Consider the following 22,747-nt stretch of genomic DNA (forward strand, 5'->3'; position numbering starts at 1 on the left):
GGGCATCTATCGGTTAGCTGTGCTGGAGAATTACTTCTGCTGCACGTAGGTGTACTTGCCGTCGGCACCCTTCTGCCACTCGTACATGACGTAGCCGGGGAGCTTCGGATCGCCCTTCTCGTCGAAGGAGATATCGCCGAGCGCCGTCTTGAACGGGCCCTTCTCCTTGAGAGCCTTGGCCACTTCCTGCGTGTCGATCGAGCCGGCAGCAGCGGCGGCCGCTGCGATCGACTGCATCGCGGCGTAGGAGTAGAGCGTGTAGGCTTCCGGCTCGAAGCCAGCGGCGCGGAATTTCTCGACCAGATCCTTGTTCTCGGGGATCAGGCGCGGGTCCGGGCCGAAGGTGTTGAGCGTGCCGGCAACGGCGTCGCCAGCGATCGAGGCCAGTTCGTTGGAGACGATGCCGTCACCCGAAACGAGCGTTGCCTTGAGGCCCTGGTCGGCCGACTGGCGGATGATCAGGCCGGCTTCGGTGTGAAGACCGCCCCAATAAATGATCGAAACGCCGGCTTCCTTCATCTTGGCGATGAGCGCCGAGAAGTCCTTGTCGCCGATGTTGACGCCTTCATACATGACTTCGGTGACGCCCGCGGCGTTCATCGCCTTCTTGGTTTCGTCAGCGAGGCCCTGGCCGTAAGGCGTCTTGTCGTGGATGACGGCGATCTTGGCGTCCTTGAACTTCTCAGCGAGGTACGCACCGGCAATGCCGCCTTGCTGGTCGTCGCGGCCGCAGGTGCGGAACACGTTCCACAGGCCACGCTCGGTGAAGGTCGGGTTGGTCGCCGCCGGGGTGACTTCGAGGATGCCGTTCTCGGCGTAGACTTCCGAGGCCGGGATCGAAACGCCCGAGTTGAAGTGGCCGACCACGAACTTGACGCCGTCAGCGACGAACTTGTTAGCAACCGAGATGCCCTGCTTCGGATCGGAGACGTCGTCGCCGACGACGAGCTTGATCTGCTCGCCGTTGATGCCGCCAGCCGCGTTGATGTCGGCGACCGCCTGCTCGGCGCCCTTCTGGAGTTGCGCACCAAAGGCCGCGTTCGGGCCGGTGATCGGACCGGCGACGCCGACCAGGATATCGGCCCATGCGCTGCCGCTGAACGCTACGAGCGCGGTCAGCGCAACAGCCGACAAAAGTGACTTTTTCATTGAAACACTCCCATTAATTGAGTGGGCGTGGAGTTTCTTTCGTGCGATGCCCACCCATATCGCAGAAAGGTGAGTTTGCCGATTTTCCGGCAGTTGTCACGCCGATTCATTGGCGAACCGGCGTCGATATTGAAGTTCTGGTGTTCAGGACTTCGATTTCCAAGAAAGCGGCGATACCTTTTCATAAAGCCAGTTGTATTGCGTCACCATCTGGTTGGTGCGGGTGTATTTATATCCAAGGATTGCAAACGCCATCAGCACGATAGTGTCGACGATGTAATATTGCAGCGTGAACATCGTGCCGTCGAACAGCGCGTGATGGATGAAGCGAACCGCAATGCCAAGGCCCAGAATGTAGAGCACCAGCTTGCCGTAGCTGCGCCATGTCTGGGCGCAGGCGCGGCCGGTCATCCAGGCCGCCCATCCGCCCAGCAGGCAGGTGACGAAAAAGAACTGCCAGATCGAGGGTTCCTCGTAGAGAATGCCCTGCATGATGGAATCTCCTAGTGACGCCCGCCTTCGAGATAGGCAGCGCGAACCTCGGGATCGGCGAGCAGGTCCTTGCCGGTGCCGCTCATAGTGACGACGCCGTTGACCATGACGTAACCGCGCGTGGCGAGCTTGAGCGCGCCGAAGGCGTTCTGCTCGACGAGGAAGACGGTCAGGCCCTGGGTGCGGTTGAGCTCGCGAATGGCGTCGAAGATCTGCTTGACGATCAGCGGCGCCAGGCCCAGCGACGGCTCGTCGAGCAGAAGCAGCTTGGGCCGCGCCATCAGCGCACGGCCGATGGACAGCATCTGCTGCTCGCCGCCTGACAGCGTGCCACCGCGTTGGGCGATGCGTTCCTTGAGCCTCGGGAACAGGGTGAATACCTTCTCGACGTCCTCATCGAAGAATTTGAGGTTGTCGAGGCTGGCCCCCATCTGCAGGTTTTCCATCACCGTCATGCGCGGGAAGATGCGCCGTCCCTCGGGTGACTGCGCGATGCGCATCCGGGCGATCTCGTGCGTCGGCAAATCGGTGATGTCGGTACCGGCAAAGGTGATGGTACCGCGGCGCGCCCGAGGCGTGCCGAAGATGGTCATCATCAGCGTCGACTTGCCGGCGCCGTTGGCGCCGATCAAGGCAACGATCTCGCCTTCGTTGACCGAAACGTCGACGCCGTTCAGCGCGCGAATGTTGCCGTAGTAGGTCTCGACACCCCTGATGTCGAGCAAGCTCTTACCCGCCGTCACTTGCCACCTCCGCGCTTGGCTTTCGCCGGCTTGGCCGCTTCACGCGCCAGCGCCTTGGCCTGCCCCACCCAGTCTTCACGCTCTATCCGGCCGTCGAAGGCAAGATAGGCCTCCGCCGCCGCGATGTCCGACTTCTTCCACGCCGCCACCTGGTCGAAATGGAAGATGCCGTGTTCGTTGAGCTTCTTCTCGTTGACCGGTCCGATGCCCTTGATCAGGATCAGCCGGTCCGGCACCCCGCCGCGCGGAGCGGCGAGCACATTGGAGATGGTCTTGGCAGCCGGGGCCTTAGCCGCAGGTGCCTTGCCAGCCGGAGCCTTGGGCGCCGCAGTCTTGGCTGCGGGGGTCTTGGTTGCCGATTTCGTGGCCGCCTTGGCTGCTGGCGCGGGCTTCGGAGATGCCTTCGACGCAGCAGGAGCGGCCTTGGCTGCCTTTGGCGCCTCGGCCTTTACAGGTTTGGCTGCGGCTTTTGGAGCTGCCGCAGGCTTTGCCACGGGTTTCGCAGCGGCCTTCGCGGCCGGCGCCTTGCCCGGCTTGGAAGCAACCTTCGTCGCCTCTGCCTTCACCGCCGCCGGCTTCGCTTGTGCCTTAGCTGCAGGCACAGGCTTCGCAGATGCCTTGGCCGGAGCAGGCTTGGGAACCGGAGGCGCCTTTGGCGCCTCGGCCTTAGCCGGCTTGGCCGCCGCTTTCGGAGCCGCCGCTGCAGGCTTTGCCACGGGTTTCGCCACTGCCTTCGGGGCTGCGGCCTTGACCGGCTTGGAAACCACCTTCGCCGGCTCTGCCTTAACCGTCGCCGGCTTGGTCGGCGCCTTGGAGGCCGATACCACGACCTTCGCGATGGGAGCCGCCGTGGCCTTGGCCGGAGCCTTCGCAGGCGCCCCCTTCGCAGGCTTTGGCGCAGCCATCAGGCCGGCAGGTGGCGCGGCCGTCGACTTGGCCTTGGGCGTCTTGGCAGGGGCGGCCTTTGTCGCCGGCTTGGACGCGGCCCTGGCGTCGCGCGCCTCGACCTGTGCCGCCTTCGACGCGCCCTTGGAAACGGTAACGATCTCGCCGTGCCCGTCGCTGTGGCTGATCGTATCGCTGACCGGACCCGCCATCATCGAGGAAGACGAGCTCGGGCCATGTGCCGGATCGGGCACGCCCTCCAGTTCTTCGATCACCTGCTCGTCGCCGACTTCGACCAGGACGGTCGCGACTTCCTCATCGTCGACGCCGAGATAAGCTGCAATGACCTTCGGATCGGTCCTGACCGACATCGGGTCGCCGTCGGAAATCTTGCGGCCGTATTCGAGCACGACGACGTGGTCGGAAATCTGCATGACCACCGACATGTCGTGCTCGATGAGCAAGATCGATGTACCGGTATTATCCTTGATGTCGTTGAGCAGCGTGTTGAGCGCCAGCGACTCCTTCGGATTGAGACCGGCCGCCGGCTCGTCGAGGCAGAGCAGTTCCGGCCCGGTGCACATGGCGCGTGCGATCTCGAGCCGCCGTTGCGCGCCGTAGGGCAGGTCGCCCGCCGGATCGTCCGCCCGCTCGATCAGCTCGGCCTTTTCGAGCCAGTGCTTGGCAAGCTCGACCGATTCTGCCGACGCCTTGCGGTAGCCGCCAAGTCCCAGCAGGCCCATGACGGTGTAGCCCGAGGCCTTCATCAGCTTGTTGTGCTGCGCCACCAGGAGGTTTTCGAGCAGCGTCATGCCCGAAAACAGCCGGATGTTCTGGAACGTGCGCGCCACCTTCGCCTTGGCAGTGATCTGGAAATCGGGCATGCGTTCGAGCAGAAACTCGCCGCCTTCCCGACCGTTGAAACGGATCATCCCTTCCGTCGGCTTGTAGAAGCCGGTGATGCAGTTGAAGACCGTCGTCTTGCCGGCGCCGTTCGGGCCGATCAGCGCGGTGATCTCGCCGCGCTTGGCTTCGAACGACAGGTCGCCGATGGCAACCAGGCCGCCGAACTTCATCGACAGATGCTCGACCTGCAGGATCGCATTGTTCATGGAGGTGCTCGCGTTCATCAGCCGTGTCCTTCCTTGGTGAAGGAACTGGAGACGGATTTTCGCTCATGCAGGAAGGCTGTGGGTTCTCGACTGCCGACGAAACCTCGCGGCTTCCACAGCATCACGATGACCATCGCCATGCCGAACAATAGCATGCGGTAGAGTTCGGGCGTGAAGTCCGACCCGAACACCGCCTTCAGGAACTCCATCTCGCGCAGGATCTCGGTGCCGCCGATCATCACCGCCGCCGCTACCGCGATGCCGACCAGCGAGCCCATGCCGCCGAGCACGACGATGGCAAGGATGATCGCCGATTCCAGGAAGACGAAGGATTCGGGCGACACGAAACCCTGGCGCGCAGCGAAGAACGAGCCGGCGAAACCGCCGAACATCGCACCGGTGGCGAAGGCAGTGAGCTTGGTCGTGGTCGTGTTGATGCCGAGCGAACGGCAGGCGATCTCGTCCTCGCGCAGCGCTTCCCAGGCACGGCCGACAGGCATGCGCCGCAGCCGGATGGTGACGAATGCGGTCAGTAGGGCCAGGCCGAGGATGAGGTAGTAGAGGAAGATCTTGTAGTAGGCGCCGGACTGGGCGATGCCGAACACCTTGGCGATGTAGTTGGGGTCGGACACGTTGAACGAAATCAGGCCGAAGAAGCTGACCTTGGGAATGCCGGAGATGCCGGCAGCGCCGTTGGTCACTTCGCGCCAGTTGATCAACACCAGGCGGATGATTTCGCCGAACGCCAGCGTCACGATCGCCAGATAGTCGCCTCGAAGACGTAGCACCGGGAACCCGAGCATGACGCCCCAGAAGGCGGCCATGATGCCGGCTACCGGCAGCAGGATCCAGAACGACCATCCGAGTTGCGTCGCCAGCAGCGCATAGGCGTAGGCGCCGACGGCGTAGAAGGCGACATAGCCGAGGTCGAGCAGGCCGGCGAGGCCGACGACGATGTTCAGGCCCCAGGCGAGCATCACATAGATCAGGATCTGGATGCCGAAATTGTCGACCCATTTGAGCGAGCCCTGGAAGCCGCCTGCCATCGAGCCCGAGATCAGGGTCAGGGCCACCACCACGACGATCGGATAGGCCACCAGAACGCCGATGCCCAGCGCCGAGAAATGCGCCTGGATGAAGGCGCGGAAATAGAACATCACCGATGCCAGCGCGTAGATGATCGCCAGCGCGCGGAAGAAGCGCATGTAGCCGGCGAGCGCAGGCCCGAAGATCCCATCGAGCGACCCGGCGAAAACCATGAGCAGCCCGACGACAACGAGTGACGCGATGAAGTAGGGCAACTTGAAGAACCGCGTCGCCACGCTGTCCGGCAACAGGCCGCTGGCAACATTGACGATCTTCTGCCTCGCCATGAACGGCTGGCCGTAGGCGACGTAGACGAAGCGTCCGAGCATCACCAGGCCGACGACGATGGCGAGCAGTCCCCAGCGCGGAACCAGGATCAGTTCGTTGCGGATGTTCTGGTCGGTCCGCAGCCCGATGAACAGGAAGAACAGGCCGAAGGAGATGGCGCCCGCGTAGAGCGCCTCCTTGATGCCGCGCTGGAATGGGGTAGCGGATGCTTCGCGTGTGGCTTGAGCGATGTTGGCCATGAGCTCAGACCTTCTCGACTTCGGGCCGGCCAAGGATGCCGGAGGGCAGGAAGATCAGCACGATCGCAAGGATCGAGAACGCCGCGACGTCCTTGTAGTCGATCGAGAAGTACGCCGACCACATGCTTTCGATGAAGCCGATCAACAGCCCACCCAACATGGCGCCGGGCAGCGAGCCGATGCCGCCGAGAACGGCTGCGGTGAACGCTTTGACGCCTGGCACGAAGCCGTCGGAGAAGGCGACGACGCCGTAGTACATCAGGAACAGCGTGCCGGCGACGGCGGCAAGGGCCGCGCCCATGATGAAGGTGATGGAGATCGTGCGGTCGACGTCGACGCCGAGCAGGGCGGCCATCTTGCGGTCCTGCTCACAGGCCCTTTGGGCCCGGCCGAGCGAGGTCTTGTTGACCAGGTACCAGAACAGCGCCAGCAGCGAGACGGTGACGATGACGATGATGATCTGCTTGAGCGAGATCGAGATGCCGCCGACATTGTAGACCGTCGAGACCATCGGCGGGATCGGCTTGTTGCGCGGACCTTGCGTCACCTGGACGAAGTTCGACAGCGCGATCGACATGCCGATTGCAGTGATCAGCGGCGCCAGCCGGAACGAACCACGCAGCGGCCGATAGGCGACCTTTTCGATGGTCCAGTTGTAGAGGCTGGTCATCAGCATCGCCACGACCATCATGACCAGCAAGGCGACGACCACGGGCACCGAATAGAACATGGCGGTGAGGGTCAGGAACACGATCAGGGCGACGAATGCCCCAAGCATGAAAATGTCGCCGTGGGCGAAATTGATCATCCCGATGATGCCGTAGACCATCGTGTAGCCGATAGCGATGAGGCCATAGATGGACCCCAGCGTCAGCCCGTTGACCATCTGCTGGACGAAGTACTGCATGTGAATGCGGCTCCCCTGGAATGTCGCGCTATGCACGCATTCCTTTTGATATTTCCCCTAGTCCTAAAGTTTCGAGCCTGGATTGCAACGTGATTCTTACACCCGTTGCCGCCTGCCGGACGGCACTTGAAGCCGCCTCTGTTTTTATGTTGTCCAGGCCCTGGACCATTGCGCAACCTATCATTGGCTCAACGCAATGTCTTTGCCGATTCCGGTGATTTTGCGCGCCAATTTCGAAGAATGTAGCGTCAAAATACACCCCGGCAATACTTCCTTGCGCCTTGCCGCCGATATCCTCCTTAAGATTGTCTAGACATATTTGCCGTTTCTGCCTCCCGCCATACGACTAAGTGACTACAAAGCCATGGGCGAACGGATCGCGGTCGTCGATGAAGATGGTGTTCAATCCGGTCATCCGCGCCCAACCACCGATCGAGGGGATGATAGCCGGTTTGCCGGCCACTTCGACCTCGCGCTCGACGCGTCCCTTGAACAGCGAACCGATGACCGATTCGTGCACGAAATCGTCACCGGCCTTGAGCCTGCCCTTGCCATGAAGCTGCGCCATGCGCGCCGACGTTCCGGTGCCGCAAGGCGAACGGTCGATCGCCTTGTCGCCGTAGAAGACGGCATTTCGGGCATGCGCCTCAGGGTGTTTTGCGACACCGGTCCACAACAAATGGGACAGCCTGTTGATGCCGGGATTCTCGGGATGGACGAACGAATACTTGTCGTTGAGACGCTGGCGCACGATCGGGCTCCAGGCGATGAAATCGCCGGCGCCGTAATCGGCCATGTCGCGATAGTTCTCTTGCGGTTCGACGATGGCGTAGAAATTGCCGCCATAGGCGACATCGACCTTGATCTCGCCGAGACCGGGGCACTCGACCGACAGCCCTGCTGCGTAGAGGAAGGACGGCACATTGGTGATGCGCACCTCCTCGACATAGTCGCCGACCTGCTTGTATTCGGCGATGACCAGGCCGGCCGGCGTGTCGAGACGAAGGATGCCCGGCGTCTTCGGTTTCACCAGCCCGTGCTCGATCGCCATGGTGACGGTGCCGATGGTGCCGTGTCCGCACATCGGCAGGCACCCCGACGTCTCAATGAACAGGATGGCGACGTCGCAATCCTCGCGTGTCGGCGGGTAGAGGATCGATCCGGACATGACGTCGTGGCCGCGCGGCTCGAACATCAGCCCGGTGCGGATCCAGTCAAATTCAGCGAGGAAATGCGCCCGCCGCTCCATCATCGTCGAGCCTTCGAGGCGTGGACCGCCGCCAGCCACCAACCGCACCGGATTGCCGCAGGTGTGGCCGTCGATACAGAAGAAGGAATGGCGCGCCATGATGGGAGATACCTTGCGTCAGAAACGTTGGGCCGAAAAGGGGGTGAGATCGAGCGCCGGCCTTTGGCCCAGCATATGGTCCCGCACCAGCCGGCCGGTGGCCGCCGCCTGGGTCAGGCCGAGGTGACCATGGCCGAAGGCGTAGTGCACGTTGGGGTGATTGCGGGAGCCGCCGATGACCGGCAGCGAGTCGGGCAGCGACGGACGGAACCCCATCCATTCGCGCCCGCCTGACGGATCCAGTCCCGGCAGGAACATTTTGGCCTTCTCCAGCATCGCTTTCGAGCGGGCATAGTTCGGCGCCCGCGAAAGGCCGCCGAGCTCGACCGCCCCGCCGACACGCAGGCCGGTGGCGAGCGGGGTGATGACGAAGCCGTGGCCTGGGAAGATGAGTTGCCGCTTCACGTCGAAGGCAGTGGTCGGAAGCGTGGTATTGTAGCCGCGCTCGGTTTCGAGCGGGATGACATCGCCAAGCTGGCGCGCGAGCAGATGCGACCAGGCCCCTGCAGCAATCAGCACCTTTTGCGCAAAAAGCGTGCGGCCCTGCTTGAGCTGGATCAGGACGCGGTCGCCGGCCGGACGAACCAGCCCGACATCGCCTTTGACGAAAATAGCACCATGGGCTTCGACATGACGCCACACCGCCTTGCCGAGATCCTTTGGATCGGAGACGGTCTTCCAGACTGGCACGAAAGTGCCGCGCGTGAAACGGTCGGCAAGGCCGGGCTGGTAGTCGGCGAGTTCGCCCCTGTCGAGATGGTGATGGGCGATGCCGAAACGGTCACGTGCTGCCCAGCTCGGTAGCGCCTCCTTGAACTCCGCCTCGCTCTCGTAAAGCTCGAGCGAGCCGTCTTCGCGCAGCAGCGAGCCGGTGCCGGAGCGCGCCATCAGCGACACCCATTCCTGCTCGGCGAGCTTCATCAACCCTGCTTGCGTCGCAAGGCTCGCCTCATAACCGGCCGGCGCGCCGGCACGCCAGAAGCGATAGAGCCAGGGCAGGAGCTTTGGCAGGTAGGAGGGCGGGATGCTGAGCGGGCCGAGCGGATCGGCCAGCCATTTCGGCACGTTGCGCATCATGCCCTTGTGGGCGAGCGGCAGCACGTCAGAGAAGGCGAAAGCCCCGGCATTGCCGGAGCTGGTTTCCTCGCAGATGCCGGTACGGTCGAACACCGTCACCTTGCGCCCGGCATTGACGAGATAGGCAGCTGCCGCGATGCCGACGATGCCGGCACCGATGATGGCGATGTCGATCTCCTCGACCGCTGCGTTCATGCTTTGCTCCTCCCCGGGGTCTCCCCTCCCCGATCAGAACGACGGCAGTTTGGGCCGGATCGCCAGCGCATCCTTGATGATCTTCTCGGCCGCGTTGCGACGCTCGCCGGAAAGCGGCTTGCGCGGCATGCGCACACGATCATTGGAGCCGATCGCCAGCACCTCCGCCAGCTTGATGTTCTGGACCAGATAGGTCGAGACGTCGAGATCGAGCAGCGGGCGGAACCAGCGGTAGATGGCGAGCGCCTCTTCGCGGCGGCCTTGCTTCATCAGCTGGTAGATGGCGACAGTCTCGCGCGGGAAGGCGACGACCAGGCCCGCGACCCAGCCGATGGCGCCGACCGACAGCGCTTCGAAGGCAAGATTGTCGACGCCGGTGAACAGGTCGTAGCGGTTGCCCAGGCGATTGATGATCTCGGTCGACCGGCGAATGTCGTCGGACGATTCCTTGACCGCGACGAAGCGCTTGTCAGACGCCAGCTCCTCCATCTGGTCGACGGTGACGTCGACCCGGTAGGCGAGACGATTGGAATAGATCATGACCGGCAGGTCGCCGGCCTCGGCCACGGCGCGAAGGGCCGCCACCGTCTCTTCCGGATTGGTGTGGTAGATCGGGCTCGGCACGACCATCAGGCCTGACGCGCCTTCCTTGGCGGCGCGCTTGGCGATCGCTGCAGCCTCTCGCGTGCCGGCCTCGTTGACGGTCAGCAGCACCGGCTTGCCGGCGGCGACCTTCTGGGCGGTCTTCAGCACTTCGATCTTTTCGTCATGCGACAGCATCGGGCCCTCGCCGAGCGAGCCGGCGACGATCAGGCCGTCGCATCCCGCCTCCATCTGCAGCGCAAAGCAGCGCTCCATCTCGGCGTGGTCGAGGCGGTCGTCCGCAGTGAACTTGGTGGTGACTGCTGGAATGACTCCGGCCCACATGGCGCTTCCTCCGTCTGATATATCAGTGATATATGACGAGAAAACCAGTGCTGTCAATCCGGATTCGGCTCTGATATATCAAAAATATATCATTGCGCTTTCAAACGATTCGATCATGCAAGTTGAGAAACTGGAACCGGCAGCGACACGCGCCTATCACGAGCTGGAACGGCTGATCGTGACGCTTGAACTCGCTCCCGGCAGCGTCGCCACCGAAGGCGGGCTGATCGACCGGCTCGGCCTTGGCCGCACGCCGGTGCGCGAGGCGATCCAACGACTGGCATGGGAAGGGCTTGTCGAGATCAGGCCGCGTGCCGGCCTGGCGATCGCCCCACTGCATCCCGGCGACTGGCTGCGCGTGCTCGACGCGCGGCGCGGCATCGAGGTGGTGCTGGCCCGATCGGCGGCGCGTTTCGTCACCCGCGACGCCGCCAACCAGTTCCATGCCGCAGCACTGGCCATGCAGAAGGCGGTGATATCAGCCGACGTGCTCGGCTTCCTTGAAGCCGACAAGGCGCTCGACGAGGCGCTGGCCCTCGCCGCCGACAATGATTTCGCGGCCCGGCTTGCGGCACCGTTGCAGACCCACAGCCGCCGCTTCTGGTTCCGCTACCAGCGCGACACCGGTCTTGCCGCATCGGCCGAGCACCATGTCGCATTGATCCGCTCGATCCTCGAGCATGACGAGGATGGCGCTGCCCAGGAAGCCGAGCGCCTGATGTCAATGCTGCGCGCCCACGCCGAGGCGGCGGCCACGCGCTAGATTGGTCAAAGATCACGCCTGCCCGCCATTGACGGCTACCGCGAGCGTGCTCTCCCAGCCGTCACCGGCAGCAACGATGCAGCTCCGGCCCCTGACGTCGGTCATCAGCATGGTCCAGGTACCGGTTGCCGAAACGAAAACCTCGATGACGGCCGAGTTTCCAACCACGCCATAGCCGATCTTCTTTTCTTGAAAGGCCTCGGCCAGCCGCAAGACCAGAGCATCGTGTGTGTCGCAGACGAACTGCGCCTGGGCAGGAACTGCCGTCAACGTCAATACCGCGCCAAGCGCGGCCACCTTGAACCATCGAAACAAACAATTGCGTGCCATGTGGCACCTCCTTTGCCATCGCATCCCGGCAAAGGGAGGCCATCGGTCGCCTCACGCCACCGGAACGATCCAGCCCGGCTCCGACGTCTTCATCGCGTCGCTCCTTTCTGTTTCCGGTCTGTCACAGGGGAGCATCATCGCGCTCCCTGGATTCGATATGGTGACCCTGGAAACAGACGGCAAGGCCCATACAAAACGGCCCGGAAGCGAGTTCCGGGCCGTCTCTCATTCTAACGTTTCAGCAGATCAGTTCATCGTCGGGATGACGAACTCCGCACCGTCCTTGACACCCGACGGCCAGCGCGACGTCACCGTCTTGGTCTTGGTGTAGAAGCGAAAGGCATCGGTGCCATGCTGGTTCAGGTCGCCGAAGGAAGACGCCTTCCAGCCGCCGAAGGTGTAGTAGGCAATCGGCACCGGGATCGGCACGTTGATACCGACCATGCCGACCTGGACGCGGGATGCGAAATCGCGCGCTGCGTCGCCGTCACGGGTGAAGATGGCAACGCCGTTGCCCATCTCGTGCTCGTTGGCGAGCTTGATCGCGTTCTCATAGGAGGGCGCGCGGACGACCGACAGCACCGGGCCGAAGATCTCTTCCTTGTAGATGCGCATGTCCGATGTGACATGGTCGAACAGGCAGCCGCCCATGTAGAAGCCGTTCTCGTAGCCCTGCATCTTGAAGCCGCGGCCGTCGACGACCAGCTTGGCGCCTTCGTTGACGCCGATGTCGACGTAACCCTTGATGCGCTCGAGCGCCTCGCGCGTCACCACCGGACCGAAATCGGCCGACGAGTCGGTCGAAGGCCCTACCTTCAGGCTTTCGACGCGCGGGACGAGCTTTTCCATCAGCCGCTCAGCCGTGTCGTGACCGACGGGCACGGCCACCGAGATCGCCATGCAGCGCTCGCCGGCCGAGCCGTAGCCGGCGCCGATCAGCGCGTCGACGGTCTGGTCCATGTCCGCATCGGGCATGATGATCATGTGGTTCTTGGCACCGCCGAAGCACTGCACGCGCTTGCCGTTGGCGCAGCCACGGCTGTAGATGTACTGCGCGATCGGCGTCGAGCCGACAAAGCCAACAGCCTTGATATCTGGATCGTCGAGGATGGCGTCGACAACCGTCTTGTCGCCGTTGACGACGTTGAGAATGCCGGCAGGAAGGCCTGCTTCGAGGAACAGTTCGGCGATGCGCATCGGCACGCCCGGATCGCGCTCGGAAGGCTTCAGGATGAAGGCGTTGCCGCAGGCGATCGCCGGGGCGATCTTCCACAGCGGGATCATCGCGGGGAAATTGAACGGGGTGATGCCAGCGACAACGCCAAGCGCCTGGCGCATCGAGTAGACGTCGATGCCGGGGCCCGCGCCATCGGTGAACTCGCCCTTCATCATGTGCGGGGCGCCGATGCAGACTTCGACCACTTCAAGGCCGCGCTGGATGTCGCCCTTGGCGTCGGCAATGGTCTTGCCATGCTCGCGAGCGAGCAGTTCGGCCAGCGAGTCGTATTCCTTGTTGACCAGTTCGAGGAAGCGCATCAGCACGCGCACGCGGCGCTGCGGATTGGTCGCCGCCCATGCCGGCTGCGCTGCCTTGGCGTTTTCGACAGCGGCGCGCAGTTCCTGCGCCGAGGCAAGTGCCACGGTGGCGCGCACCGAGCCGTCCATCGGCTGCAGCACGTCCTGCTTGCGTCCGCTGGTGCCGGCAACATGCTTGCCGCCGATGAAATGACCGTAGTCGACCATTGCTTCTCTCCCAATTCCTTGATGATGGCCCATTGTCCCGCTTAACACGCGCCTTTGCAACGCGAGGGCGAACGCAACCGTTGTGCATGGAATAAAGTACGCAGGGAGCTTGAATGCGATTTCACGCATAGTAGGGTGAACGGACTGCAGCCTTCCTCGCCTTCACCATGGGAACCGCCGATGAACTGGGACGACGTACGCATCTTCCTCGCTGTCGCCCGCTCCGGCCAGATCTTGGGTGCTGCGCGCCGCCTGGAGCTCAACCACGCAACGGTTTCGCGTCGCGTGGCGGCGCTCGAGGAGGCGTTGAAGACAAAGCTGTTCCGGCGGCTGACCACCGGCAGCGAACTGACGCCGGCGGGCGAACGCTTCCTCGAAGTCGCCGAGCGCATGGAAGCCGACATGCTGACCGCCCGCGCCGAGATTTCAGGCGAAGGCGACGAGGTGTCGGGCACCGTGCGTATCGGCGCCCCCGACGGCTTTGGCGTCGCCTTCCTGGCGCAGCGCCTGGGCGCGCTGACGGCCCAGCACGCCGACCTGCGCATCCAGCTGGTACCGGTTCCGAGGACCTTTTCGCTGTCGCGACGCGAAGCCGATATCGCCATCACCACCGAGCGGCCCAGCGAAGGCAGGCTGGTGGCAGCCAAACTCGTCGACTATTCGCTCGGCCTATTTGCCTCGCGCGCCTATGTCGAAGAACACGGCCTGCCCACCTCGCGCGAAGAGCTTTCAGCCCACCGCCTGATCGGCTACGTGCCGGATCTCGTGGTCAGCCCGTCGCTGGACTATGCCGCCGAGTTCAGCCCTTCGTGGGAGTCCGCCTTTTCGATTTCGTCCGCGCTCGGACAGGTCGAGGCCGTGCGTTCCGGCGCCGGCATCGGCATCCTGCACACCTTCATTGCCCGCACGATTGCCGAGATCGTACCGGTGACGGCCATCGCACCGATCCGCCGCGCCTACTGGCTGGTCTACCACGAGTCCGTGCGGCCGCTGCGCCGCATCCAGACGGTGGCGGGCTTCATCACCAAGGCGGTGGAGCGCGAACGGGCCCTTTTCATCTAGTCCCTTCCGACAATCTCGCACATCCGCTAACACTACAGCGCCGCGTCCAATTGGACGCGCAAAGGACGCTGTGGCATTTTTGAAATGTGCATGATCCTTTCCGAAAATCGGTTCCGATTTTCGGAAAGGATCATGCACGCATTCCATACGAGGAACCCGATTTGCTGCCCCGCCCCTACGCAGAATTGCTGCGCAAGGCCCGGCGCGCCACACGACGCGCCGACGAGGCTGAGGATCTGCTTCAAACGGTCCTTGTCGCGGCGCTCGAAGCGGGGCGCACCGACCTGTCGAAGATCGAGAACCGACGCTGGCTGGAAGGCGCGCTGCGGCGCCGCGCTGCCTTCGATGCGCGTTCGACCGTGCGGCGCCGAAAGCGCGAGGCGCCGTTTGCTGCCGGCAGTTGCGAACCGACCAGTCCCGAAACCGTGCCTGTGCGTTTCGTGGCAACCTTGCCGCCCAGCCTGCGCACGACGACGCTGCTGGCCCTGACCGGTCACACGCGGCAGGAAATCGCCTGGCTGCAGCGCCTTGCCGACCCGGCACTTCGCCAGCGCATCGCCGAAATCCGGCGGCGCTGGCTGGCCTTTGGTGGCGATCCCATTGCGGAAATCCCCGGCCTGGCCGGGGCGCTCGCCTTCGGAAGCATCCGGCGCTCCTTGCTGGCGATCACGAAGCAACCAGGCGCCCTGCTCGCAAGCCACGACCCCGACGGGCATCTTTTTGTGATCGGCACCTCACAAAACCCTATGCCACGGCAACTCAACAGACGTGCAACCGAAATCACGGAGTGACCAAAATGTTCGGCAAACGCAAACTCGGCAACATCTGCTACTACGTCTCGGATATCGACAGGACCGAGGCCTTCTACCGCGACGTCATGGGGCTGGATGTCCAGCGCATGGAGGGCGACGGAGAGGGCGAGGGCGACTGGCTCATCGCAAGCACCGTCAACGGCGTCGACCTCATCTTCTTCAAGATGGAATCGCACCCGGGCAACTCCCCCATCATCGTCTTCGAAATCGCCGACGGCGGCATCGACGACATCGTCTCGTCGCTGGCCGGCAAGGGCGTGACCATCGTCACCCCGGTGAGTCATGCGCCGGGCGGCTGGTCGTCCGAATTCGCCGATCCTGACGGCCACGTCATCTCGATGTACCAGACGACGGAAGTGCCGCGCTCGCTGAAGAAGGTCGCGTGAAAACTCAGGCCCAATAGCGCTCGGGGCCGAGGCCCCTGACGTCGATCTCCGGCTCGCGACCGGAGATCATGTCGGCCAGGATTTTCCCCGAGCCGCAGGCCATCGTCCAGCCAAGCATGCCGTGGCCGGAATTGATGTAGAGGTTCGTCAGCTTGGTCCGGCCGACAATGGGCGGCCCGTCAGGTGTCATCGGCCGCAAGCCGCACCAGAAATGCGCCTCGCGCAGATCGCCTGCGCCCGGAAACAGTTCGCGCAGCGACCGTTCGAGTGGGGCGCGACGCGATTCATACAAGGTCAGGTCGAAGCCCGACATCTCCACCGTGCCACCGATGCGGATGCGATCGCCGAGCCGGGTGATGGCAACCTTGTAAGTTTCGTCGATGACCGTTGAAACCGGAGCACTTTCCGCGTCCGCGACCGGAACGGTCAATGAGTAGCCCTTGAGCGGATAGATAGGCACACGCTGATGCAGCTTGCGCATGAAACGTTCCGTATAGCTGCCGGTGGCCAGCACCACGGCGTCGGCCCGAATGTGGCCGTCGGTACAGCCGATCTGCCGGACCCGGCCATCCCTATGGTCCAGCGAGTGGACGCCATTGCCGAACCGGAAGACGACACCGCGTTGCGCGCAAAGCTCCGCAAGGCGCTCTGTGAACAGCCGGCAATCGCCGGTCTCGTCATCAGCCAGCCGCAGGCCGCCGGCTATCTTCTGATGCCCTCCGGCCAGGCCCGGTTCGGCCGCGATGCAGCCCGCCGCATCGAGAATTTCGTAAGGCACTTCAAACTTGTCGAGCACCGCGACACCGGAGGCAATGGCGTCGAGCTGTTGCTGGGTGCGAAACAGCTGCAACGTGCCTTGGCTACGCTCGTCGTAGGAGATGTCGGTACCTTCGCGCAGCACCCGTAGCATGTCGCGGCTGTATTCGGCGAGCGGCATCATAATCGCCTTGTTGGCGGCATAGCGAGCCGCCGTGCAGTTGCGCAGCATCCTCGCCAGCCACAACCACATCTTGGGATCGAATTTCGGCCGGAAGGAGAATGGCCCATCCTTCATGGCGAGCCATTTGAGCGCCTTGAGCGGCACGCCGGGGGCAGCCAAAGGAGAGGCGTAGCCGGACGAAATCTCGCCCGAATTTGCAAAGCTGGTCTCCTGCGCCGGCGCCTTCTGTCGATCGCAGACGACCACTTCATGCCCCGCCTCGGCAAGATAATAGGCAGTCGTCACCCCGATGACGCCGCCGCCGACGACTATGACCTTCATTGCGCCCCCAGGTGCTTGTCCTTCCGATATCAGATTTTCGGAGGGGACCATGCACAAACACAAGATCCTACAGCGTTGTTGCGCAGCTTGGGGATGCGCAATGCGGTAGGGGGCGCCTCCTCAAGCCGCCGAAGGGCCTGGATCATCGCCATTGCTGGAGCTGTGCCGGATTTTTTTCTGCGCGCCAAGTGTTTGTGACGCATCGGCGCTGAACACCAGCACCGGGAAGCGACGGATGGATGTATCGGGGTCGACTTCCGGCGCCGTGATTGCCGGGCGGGCCGCTTCCGGCTGATAATGGATCTCGTCGACCCGGATGGTCTCGGTCGCGCCGCGGCCGCAATCGACCGAAATCGACTGGCCCTTGCGCAAGCCAAGCAGGGCCAGGCCGCGCGGCACGGTGATCGGAATGATCTGGCCGACCATGCCATCCATCGGCCCATGCGCCACGATGCGGGTGTGAGGCGCGCCACCGTCGACGCTGAAGGTGACTCGGCTGTTCAGCGTCACCACGTCGGCGTCCGCTTCGTTGGAGAACACCACCTGCGCCGAAGCGAGCTTGCGACGCAGCAGCGCAACGAGCGGGCCACCCGACCAGGCCAGGCGGTCGAGCATCGTTTTCACGATGGCGAAGTCCTTGGTCGTCAACTGACATTCGGTCATGGCGTGTCTCCGCAAGTGCTGCCATCGGCCCTGCACTCGCACAGTTCGGAACTGGGTTGGACGGGCGGTCAGTTGACGCCTTCGACTGGTGCTTCCACCGAAACGATCTCGATCTCGAGGCGGCGGCCGGCCCTGGAGGTCCAGGCAACCGACTGGCCCTCGCGCAGGCCGATCAATGCTGCACCGACCGGGGTCAGGATGGACACTTTGCCCTCGGCGATATCGGCCTTGCCAGGATAGACCAGCGTGACTGTCTTGACCTCGCCGTCGCCACTGCGGAACGTCACCTTCGAGCCCATGCGGATGACATTGGCCGGGATGCGGCTGAGCGGCTTGATCTTGGCCCGATCCATTTCCGAGAGCAGTTCCTCGGCAATTTCGGGCAGCCGGTCGAGGCTGGATTCGGCAAGCCCGGTCAGCTTGGCGTGGTCGCTTTCGCTCAGCACGATCTCGTGCTCGCGACGCTGCTTGATGTTCTGGCGCAATGGAAGCCTCATGGATACTCACCCGGCCAGCGCTTCGATACGAACGCGCGCAACCGGTCGTCCGCGGAACGGACTACCTAAATGTTCAAGCCGAACCGCAATGCGGTTCGTTGCTCATGATTTATGCGTTGAAGAATGTGCCCCAAGGGCTCGGAAGTCGCATGGCGACCGAGCCGGGGCTAGGATCCCGCGATGGGGCAGACCCGAAACAGGGCAAAACTGCCGATATGAGCGATGGTGCACATGCGTGAAGGGTCGCTGACCCGGCACGGCTTGTCAAGGGCAGCGGCCGCGGGGCTATGCCACGAGGTGCCTGAACGCCGCCACGACCTCGTCATAGACCCTGCGCTTGAACGGCACGATCAGCTCCGGCAACTCGACCATCGGCTTCCATGCCCAGCGGTCGAACTCGGCAGAATGCCCTCCCGGAGGTGGGTCGATGGCGATCTCGTTCTCATGGCCCTCGAAGCGGAAGGCAAACCATTTTTGCGTCTGGCCACGATATTTGCCCTTGAACGCAACGCCCAGGAGATGCGGCGGCAGGTCGTAGTTGATCCACTCAGGAGCCTCGGCGAGCAGCGTGACGCTGCGCATGCCGGTTTCCTCGTAGAGCTCGCGCGTGGCTGCCGGATAGGGCTCCTCGCCCTTGTCGATACCGCCTTGCGGCATCTGCCAGAGCTGGTTGGTATCGGACAGTTCGCTGTCGGGCTCGGCAATGCGGCGCCCTGCCCAGACCAGGCCCTTGGCATTCAACACCATGATGCCGACGCAAGGGCGGTAAGGCAGATCCTCCGGAGCGATCTTGTTCTTCGACATCACTTCCTATCCTCGTTCCGGATCGTTCGCGACCGCCGAGATCGGCACGATCTCGATGCCACGCTTGCGCGCCTCGCTAGCCCATGACGCCACCGCTTCGACGGTGACATCGAAAGCGTTGCCCGTGCCGATGGCAAAGCCCTTGGCGCGGGCTGTCCGCTCCAGTTCGTCGAGCTTGCTCAGGATCGCGCCGCGATCCTGAACGGCATCGATGACTGCGTCTCCTGCCGCGAACGGAACCCCGTTCTTCAACGCCTGCTCGGGCGCCAGGCTGCGCGCCGACGAGCCGTCGTCGACATAGCCGATGCCGCGCTTGCCGAGTTCCGCCATCAGCAGGCCCATTGCTTCGGGGCTCGTCGAAAAACGCGCGCCCATATAGCTCATCACGGCGGTATAATTGGTCGTCCGCGACAGCGTCCAGCGCAGGTTCTTGAGGTTTTCGTCGGCGCTCGCGTCGACGGTCAGCGTATTGCGACCGGGATTGACGTTAGGAAAATCGAACGGCTCGAGCGGCACCTGCATGACGATCTCGTGGCCCTCGCGCCGCGCCGTCTGCATCCAGCGTCCAAGGCTGTTGCCTTGCGGCGCAAACCCCAGCGTCACCTCGGGCGGCAGCTTGCCGATCGCTTCTTGCGTTCCGGTCTGCGACAGGCCGAGCCCGCCGATGACGATCGCCACCCGTGCGCCGCGCGCGCCAGACCACGCCCCCGCATAGACGTCGAACGCCCGCCGGCCGTCGGCCGCGCGGATGGGCAACGGCCCGGTCGCGCTGTCTTCGATCAGCGCCTTGTCGGGAAGGTGCGCCATCCGCGGGTTCTGCCCCACCGCCGACGGGTCGCGAATGACGATGGCGCCACCGCCTTCGGTTGGATTGACCTTGATGATCGCCGGGCCGCCGTTGGAGGCTGGGTTCGATGGCTTCGCCGCCAACGCCTCGACCGGGACTGAAACCGCCTCCGGCTTGGCCACGGCAACAACCTCGGGCGCCCGAAACGGCTTGTCGCGCAGCGCGATAGCCGCCGAAGCCGCGACGACCGCCAGCAGGCAAATCCCGGCGACAACCGGCCCCTTGCGCAGCCGGGGCGCACGCACACCTCCGGAACGACGCCCTGGCGTCTGTCCGAGCGGACGGTCGATTTCCTTGTCGTTCTTTACCACGCCGTGCCCTGCGGCTAGCCCCCGAATCAAACTGCCGGAACCTTGCGGTCCCGGCAGCATCGCATTGCCCAGCTACGCAGGCCAGCTTTTCGCTGGCCATTGCTTACTGGTTGTTCATCACGGCCTTGTCCGGATTCGGCGGGAATGCCGGATCGGTCTTCTGGCCGCGGAGCAGCTCGAGCGCATAGTTGAGCTGAAGATCGTCCTTCGGCTCCGGCGGCACATAGGCAGCCGAACCCGAACCGGTATCGCTCTCCTCGGCACCCTTGATGTGGCCCTTGAGCTCCGATTCGCCGCGGGTCACGTCGCGACCCTGCAGGTCGGCCGGCAGCGGCTGATCGACCTTGATGTCGGGCGTGATGCCCTTGCCCTGGATCGACTTGCCCGACGGCGTGTAATAGAGCGCCGTGGTAAGGCGGAGCGCACCGTTCTCGGCCAGCGGTATGATGGTCTGCACCGACCCCTTGCCGAAGGACTGCGTGCCCACCACGGTTGCCCGGCGGTGGTCCTGCAACGCGCCCGCCACGATTTCCGAAGCACTCGCCGAACCGCCGTTGACCAGAACGATCAGCGGCTTGCCGTCGATGTCGTCTCCGGCACGCGAATCGAAGCGCGTGATGTCCTTCGGATCGCGACCACGCGTCGAGACGATCTCGCCGCGGTCGAGGAATGTGTCGGAGACGCTGACCGCCTGGTCGAGCAGACCGCCCGGGTTGAGGCGGAGGTCGAGCACGTAGCCCTTGAGCTTGTCGCCCGGCACCTGCTTCTTGATCTGCTCGATGGCATTCTGCAGGTCGTCGAACGTCTTCTCGGTAAACGAGGTGATTTTCATGTAGCCGACATCATTGTCGACGCGGAACTTGACCGCCTTGACCTTGATGACGTCGCGCATGATCGAAATCTCGATCGGCTTGTCGGCGCCTTCGCGCAGGATCGTCAGCTTGATCGGCGTATTGACCAGTCCGCGCATCTTCTCGACCGCGTCGTTCAGCGTCAGGCCGCGAACTTCCTCGCCATCGATCTTGGAGATGAAGTCGCCGGCCAGCACGCCCGCCTTGGCGGCGGGGGTGTCGTCGATCGGGGTGATGACCTTGACGAGTTCGTTCTCCATCGTCACCTCGATGCCGAGGCCGCCGAATTCGCCCTTGGTCTGGACACGCATGTCCTTGGCCGCTTCGGCGTTGAGATACGATGAATGCGGGTCGAGCGACGTCAGCATGCCGTTGATGGCATTCTCGATCAGCGACTTCTCGTCCGGCGGGGTCACATACTGGCCGCGCACGCGTTCGAAGATGTCGCCGAAGATGGCGAGCTGGCGGTAGGTTTCCGAACCTGCCGCGTTTGCCGTCGAGCCTGGCGCACCATACACCAGGCCCATGGCCGTGGCTCCCATCAGCGCCCCGGCAAGCAGAAGCGACAGTTTACGCATCATTTCATGTCCTTCCAGAGGTGCGGTCCGCCCACCACGGGGTCGGATCGACGGGTTTTCCATCCTTGCGGAACTCGACATAGAGTTCCGGCGTCGCATTCGCATTGTCAGAGGCAGAGGTGCTCGCCACCCTCGCCTCTCCCATCGCACCGATCGGTTCGCCAGCTAGTACGGACTGACCCGGCGCAACGGTGATTCTGCTCATCCCCGCCAGGACGACATGATAGCCGTCGCCGGCATTGAGGATCAAGAGTTGACCATAGGAGCGGAAAGGCCCCGCATAAAGAACGCTTCCATCCGCCGGAGCGGTCACGATGGCGCCCGATTGTGTCGCAACCATGTCCCCAAGCATGGTTCCGCCGATGCCGTCGTCGGCGCCAAAGCGGCGCTTGATGCGTCCCGTGACCGGTAGCGAAACTTGCCCTTGAAGAACGGAAAATGGAGCGGAAGCAACAAGTTGGTTGGCTTCCGGCACTGCCGCGACGACCGGTTCGTTTGCAGCTTTTGCCGCCTCTTCGGCAGCCTTCCTCGCGGCCTCCGCATCGGCTGCTTTCTTGGCCGCCAGCTTGTCGAGCGAAGCGATCAAATCTTTGAGACTGTCGGCGCGCGCGGCCAGTTGGGCTGCATTTTTGGATTCTTCGGCAAGTGCAGTCTCGGTATTCGAGCGCAGCCGGCTCTTGGCTTCGAGCAGCAGATCGAGTCGCGCCTTTTCGCCGGCTTGCGCAGTCATCGCTGTGGTCAGGCGGTCGCGCTCGCCTTCGATCGAGGTCACGACCCGCGACAATTCCCTGAGGTCGGCCATCAGGATCTCGGTCTCGGATCGCAGTTCAGGCACCACCGCGCCGAGCAAGATGGCGCTGCGCACCGATGACAATGCATCCTCCGGCTTGACCAGGATCGCTGGCGGCGGATTGAGCCCCATGCGCTGCAACGCGCCGAGCACCTCGGCCAGCACGGATTTGCGCATGTTGAGCGAAGTGCGGATGCCTGCCTCCTGCTCCTTCAGCCCTTCGAACTTGCCGGCGATGTCCTCGATGTCCTGCGAAAGCTTGCGTTCGGTCTTGGCCGACTGGATGAGCACCGCGGTGATCGAGGCGTGGTCCTTTTTCACCTGGGCGATTTCGGCTGCCAGCTTCTCGCGACGTTCGGACGAAACCTGGATGTCGCGCGACAGGTTTTCGAGTTCCGATCGCGTCCTGTCCGGGTCGGGCAAGGGCGGCCCCATCTGGGCGGACGCGGCCCCGCAGGCGAGCGCAATCCAGCCCGCCGCGACGATGCCGCGGCATGGCTGAAGCCACGCCTTCAGGGGAAAATTCCGCGCCATGCGATGATCCGGTTCTATGTCTGCGACCTTAGCGGCGGCATCGTTAACGAACCATCAACCATGTTTG

Annotated in this window: 22 protein-coding genes; 4 read left to right on the top strand and 18 right to left on the bottom strand. The window is 63.5% G+C overall.

The annotated features are described in order from the left end of the window. Window positions 1-30 precede the first annotated feature (30 nt). From WHT83_RS02375 to WHT83_RS02415, 9 genes are all read right to left on the bottom strand, one after another. Window positions 31-1,149 (bottom strand): branched-chain amino acid ABC transporter substrate-binding protein, encoded by a 1,119-nt coding sequence (locus tag WHT83_RS02375; RefSeq protein WP_108606471.1) that lies wholly within the window; start codon window positions 1,147-1,149, stop codon window positions 31-33. A gap of 144 nt (window positions 1,150-1,293) precedes the next feature. Then, on the bottom strand, window positions 1,294-1,641 hold the full coding sequence (locus WHT83_RS02380; RefSeq protein ID WP_406872856.1) for a DUF6867 family protein: 348 nt from the start codon (window positions 1,639-1,641) through the stop codon (window positions 1,294-1,296). 11 nt (window positions 1,642-1,652) lie between these two features. Next, window positions 1,653-2,384: an ABC transporter ATP-binding protein gene (locus WHT83_RS02385; protein WP_108606469.1), complete on the bottom strand. Its 732-nt coding sequence runs from the start codon at window positions 2,382-2,384 to the stop codon at window positions 1,653-1,655. Continuing rightward, entirely contained in the window at window positions 2,381-4,399 is a 2,019-nt protein-coding gene (locus tag WHT83_RS02390; RefSeq protein WP_406872857.1) for an ATP-binding cassette domain-containing protein, read from the bottom strand. Before WHT83_RS02390 ends, WHT83_RS02385 begins: the two co-directional genes overlap by 4 nt. After that, entirely contained in the window at window positions 4,399-5,994 is a 1,596-nt protein-coding gene (gene livM / locus WHT83_RS02395; protein WP_183262760.1) for a high-affinity branched-chain amino acid ABC transporter permease LivM, read from the bottom strand. The genes WHT83_RS02390 and livM overlap by 1 nt, the downstream gene beginning before the upstream one ends. A gap of 4 nt (window positions 5,995-5,998) precedes the next feature. Further along, window positions 5,999-6,901: a branched-chain amino acid ABC transporter permease gene (locus WHT83_RS02400; protein ID WP_108606466.1), complete on the bottom strand. Its 903-nt coding sequence runs from the start codon at window positions 6,899-6,901 to the stop codon at window positions 5,999-6,001. A 346-nt stretch (window positions 6,902-7,247) separates the two neighbouring features. Then, window positions 7,248-8,249, bottom strand: a complete 1,002-nt coding sequence (locus WHT83_RS02405; RefSeq protein WP_406872858.1) for a 4-hydroxyproline epimerase — start codon at window positions 8,247-8,249, stop codon at window positions 7,248-7,250. An 18-nt stretch (window positions 8,250-8,267) separates the two neighbouring features. After that, the gene (locus WHT83_RS02410) at window positions 8,268-9,521 is read right to left on the bottom strand and encodes an NAD(P)/FAD-dependent oxidoreductase (protein WP_406872859.1); all 1,254 of its coding nucleotides are present in this window, start codon (window positions 9,519-9,521) and stop codon (window positions 8,268-8,270) included. Between the two features lie 33 nt (window positions 9,522-9,554). Next, window positions 9,555-10,448: a dihydrodipicolinate synthase family protein gene (locus WHT83_RS02415; protein ID WP_108606463.1), complete on the bottom strand. Its 894-nt coding sequence runs from the start codon at window positions 10,446-10,448 to the stop codon at window positions 9,555-9,557. A 115-nt stretch (window positions 10,449-10,563) separates the two neighbouring features. On the opposite strand from WHT83_RS02415, the gene WHT83_RS02420 reads away from it, so the two are divergent. After that, entirely contained in the window at window positions 10,564-11,211 is a 648-nt protein-coding gene (locus tag WHT83_RS02420) for a GntR family transcriptional regulator (protein WP_108609668.1), read from the top strand. A gap of 12 nt (window positions 11,212-11,223) precedes the next feature. On the opposite strand, the gene WHT83_RS02425 is transcribed toward WHT83_RS02420, so the two are convergent. Both WHT83_RS02425 and WHT83_RS02430 read right to left on the bottom strand, forming a co-directional pair. Next, window positions 11,224-11,541 (bottom strand): hypothetical protein, encoded by a 318-nt coding sequence (locus WHT83_RS02425; protein ID WP_406872860.1) that lies wholly within the window; start codon window positions 11,539-11,541, stop codon window positions 11,224-11,226. A 246-nt stretch (window positions 11,542-11,787) separates the two neighbouring features. Beyond that, window positions 11,788-13,284 carry a CoA-acylating methylmalonate-semialdehyde dehydrogenase gene (locus tag WHT83_RS02430; protein ID WP_406872861.1) on the bottom strand — a complete coding sequence of 499 codons (1,497 nt, stop codon included), beginning with the start codon at window positions 13,282-13,284 and terminating at the stop codon, window positions 11,788-11,790. A gap of 180 nt (window positions 13,285-13,464) precedes the next feature. On the opposite strand from WHT83_RS02430, the gene WHT83_RS02435 reads away from it, so the two are divergent. From WHT83_RS02435 to WHT83_RS02445, 3 genes are all read left to right on the top strand, one after another. Beyond that, window positions 13,465-14,346, top strand: a complete 882-nt coding sequence (locus WHT83_RS02435; protein ID WP_108606461.1) for a LysR family transcriptional regulator — start codon at window positions 13,465-13,467, stop codon at window positions 14,344-14,346. A 185-nt stretch (window positions 14,347-14,531) separates the two neighbouring features. Then, window positions 14,532-15,137, top strand: coding sequence for a transcriptional regulator (locus tag WHT83_RS02440; protein WP_406872862.1), 606 nt, complete (start codon window positions 14,532-14,534; stop codon window positions 15,135-15,137). 5 nt (window positions 15,138-15,142) lie between these two features. Beyond that, a complete protein-coding gene (locus WHT83_RS02445; RefSeq protein ID WP_318763455.1) occupies window positions 15,143-15,544 on the top strand; it encodes a VOC family protein in 402 nt (133 codons plus the stop codon). A 4-nt stretch (window positions 15,545-15,548) separates the two neighbouring features. Here the strand turns inward: WHT83_RS02445 and WHT83_RS02450 are convergent, their stop codons facing one another. The 7 genes from WHT83_RS02450 to WHT83_RS02480 form a co-directional block, all read right to left on the bottom strand. Beyond that, on the bottom strand, window positions 15,549-16,805 hold the full coding sequence (locus WHT83_RS02450) for a D-amino acid dehydrogenase (RefSeq protein ID WP_406872863.1): 1,257 nt from the start codon (window positions 16,803-16,805) through the stop codon (window positions 15,549-15,551). A gap of 120 nt (window positions 16,806-16,925) precedes the next feature. After that, complete coding sequence (locus tag WHT83_RS02455) at window positions 16,926-17,468, bottom strand: nucleoside-diphosphate kinase (RefSeq protein WP_406872864.1); 543 nt, start codon at window positions 17,466-17,468, stop codon at window positions 16,926-16,928. 68 nt (window positions 17,469-17,536) lie between these two features. After that, window positions 17,537-17,965 carry a nucleoside diphosphate kinase regulator gene (gene rnk, locus WHT83_RS02460; RefSeq protein ID WP_055974756.1) on the bottom strand — a complete coding sequence of 143 codons (429 nt, stop codon included), beginning with the start codon at window positions 17,963-17,965 and terminating at the stop codon, window positions 17,537-17,539. Between the two features lie 285 nt (window positions 17,966-18,250). After that, window positions 18,251-18,769, bottom strand: a complete 519-nt coding sequence (locus WHT83_RS02465) for an RNA pyrophosphohydrolase (RefSeq protein WP_406872865.1) — start codon at window positions 18,767-18,769, stop codon at window positions 18,251-18,253. Window positions 18,770-18,775: 6 nt separating this feature from the next. After that, window positions 18,776-19,927 carry a divergent polysaccharide deacetylase family protein gene (locus WHT83_RS02470; protein ID WP_406872866.1) on the bottom strand — a complete coding sequence of 384 codons (1,152 nt, stop codon included), beginning with the start codon at window positions 19,925-19,927 and terminating at the stop codon, window positions 18,776-18,778. A 103-nt stretch (window positions 19,928-20,030) separates the two neighbouring features. Continuing rightward, entirely contained in the window at window positions 20,031-21,359 is a 1,329-nt protein-coding gene (locus tag WHT83_RS02475; protein ID WP_406872867.1) for a S41 family peptidase, read from the bottom strand. A gap of 1 nt (window position 21,360) precedes the next feature. Next, window positions 21,361-22,680, bottom strand: coding sequence for a murein hydrolase activator EnvC family protein (locus WHT83_RS02480; RefSeq protein ID WP_406872868.1), 1,320 nt, complete (start codon window positions 22,678-22,680; stop codon window positions 21,361-21,363). Between the last annotated feature and the right edge of the window lie 67 nt (window positions 22,681-22,747).

It is taken from the genome of Aminobacter sp. P9b, from assembly GCF_045345995.1.
Classification (GTDB): domain Bacteria; phylum Pseudomonadota; class Alphaproteobacteria; order Rhizobiales; family Rhizobiaceae; genus Aminobacter; species Aminobacter niigataensis.

Bases quoted from the DNA above. Each gene is read 5' to 3' on its own strand.
- WHT83_RS02455 (WP_406872864.1), bottom strand. From the start codon at position 17,468: ATGACCGAATGTCAGTTGACGACCAAGGACTTCGCCATCGTGAAAACG.
- WHT83_RS02465 (WP_406872865.1), bottom strand. From the start codon at position 18,769: ATGTCGAAGAACAAGATCGCTCCGGAGGATCTGCCTTACCGCCCTTGC.
- WHT83_RS02380 (WP_406872856.1), bottom strand. From the start codon at position 1,641: ATGCAGGGCATTCTCTACGAGGAACCCTCGATCTGGCAGTTCTTTTTC.
- WHT83_RS02480 (WP_406872868.1), bottom strand. From the start codon at position 22,680: ATGGCGCGGAATTTTCCCCTGAAGGCGTGGCTTCAGCCATGCCGCGGC.
- WHT83_RS02435 (WP_108606461.1), top strand. From the start codon at position 13,465: ATGAACTGGGACGACGTACGCATCTTCCTCGCTGTCGCCCGCTCCGGC.
- WHT83_RS02420 (WP_108609668.1), top strand. From the start codon at position 10,564: ATGCAAGTTGAGAAACTGGAACCGGCAGCGACACGCGCCTATCACGAG.
- WHT83_RS02445 (WP_318763455.1), top strand. From the start codon at position 15,143: ATGTTCGGCAAACGCAAACTCGGCAACATCTGCTACTACGTCTCGGAT.
- WHT83_RS02425 (WP_406872860.1), bottom strand. From the start codon at position 11,541: ATGGCACGCAATTGTTTGTTTCGATGGTTCAAGGTGGCCGCGCTTGGC.
- WHT83_RS02375 (WP_108606471.1), bottom strand. From the start codon at position 1,149: ATGAAAAAGTCACTTTTGTCGGCTGTTGCGCTGACCGCGCTCGTAGCG.
- rnk (WP_055974756.1), bottom strand. From the start codon at position 17,965: ATGAGGCTTCCATTGCGCCAGAACATCAAGCAGCGTCGCGAGCACGAG.
- WHT83_RS02390 (WP_406872857.1), bottom strand. From the start codon at position 4,399: ATGAACGCGAGCACCTCCATGAACAATGCGATCCTGCAGGTCGAGCAT.
- WHT83_RS02415 (WP_108606463.1), bottom strand. From the start codon at position 10,448: ATGTGGGCCGGAGTCATTCCAGCAGTCACCACCAAGTTCACTGCGGAC.
- WHT83_RS02410 (WP_406872859.1), bottom strand. From the start codon at position 9,521: ATGAACGCAGCGGTCGAGGAGATCGACATCGCCATCATCGGTGCCGGC.
- WHT83_RS02405 (WP_406872858.1), bottom strand. From the start codon at position 8,249: ATGGCGCGCCATTCCTTCTTCTGTATCGACGGCCACACCTGCGGCAAT.
- WHT83_RS02400 (WP_108606466.1), bottom strand. From the start codon at position 6,901: ATGCAGTACTTCGTCCAGCAGATGGTCAACGGGCTGACGCTGGGGTCC.
- WHT83_RS02450 (WP_406872863.1), bottom strand. From the start codon at position 16,805: ATGAAGGTCATAGTCGTCGGCGGCGGCGTCATCGGGGTGACGACTGCC.
- livM (WP_183262760.1), bottom strand. From the start codon at position 5,994: ATGGCCAACATCGCTCAAGCCACACGCGAAGCATCCGCTACCCCATTC.
- WHT83_RS02475 (WP_406872867.1), bottom strand. From the start codon at position 21,359: ATGATGCGTAAACTGTCGCTTCTGCTTGCCGGGGCGCTGATGGGAGCC.
- WHT83_RS02430 (WP_406872861.1), bottom strand. From the start codon at position 13,284: ATGGTCGACTACGGTCATTTCATCGGCGGCAAGCATGTTGCCGGCACC.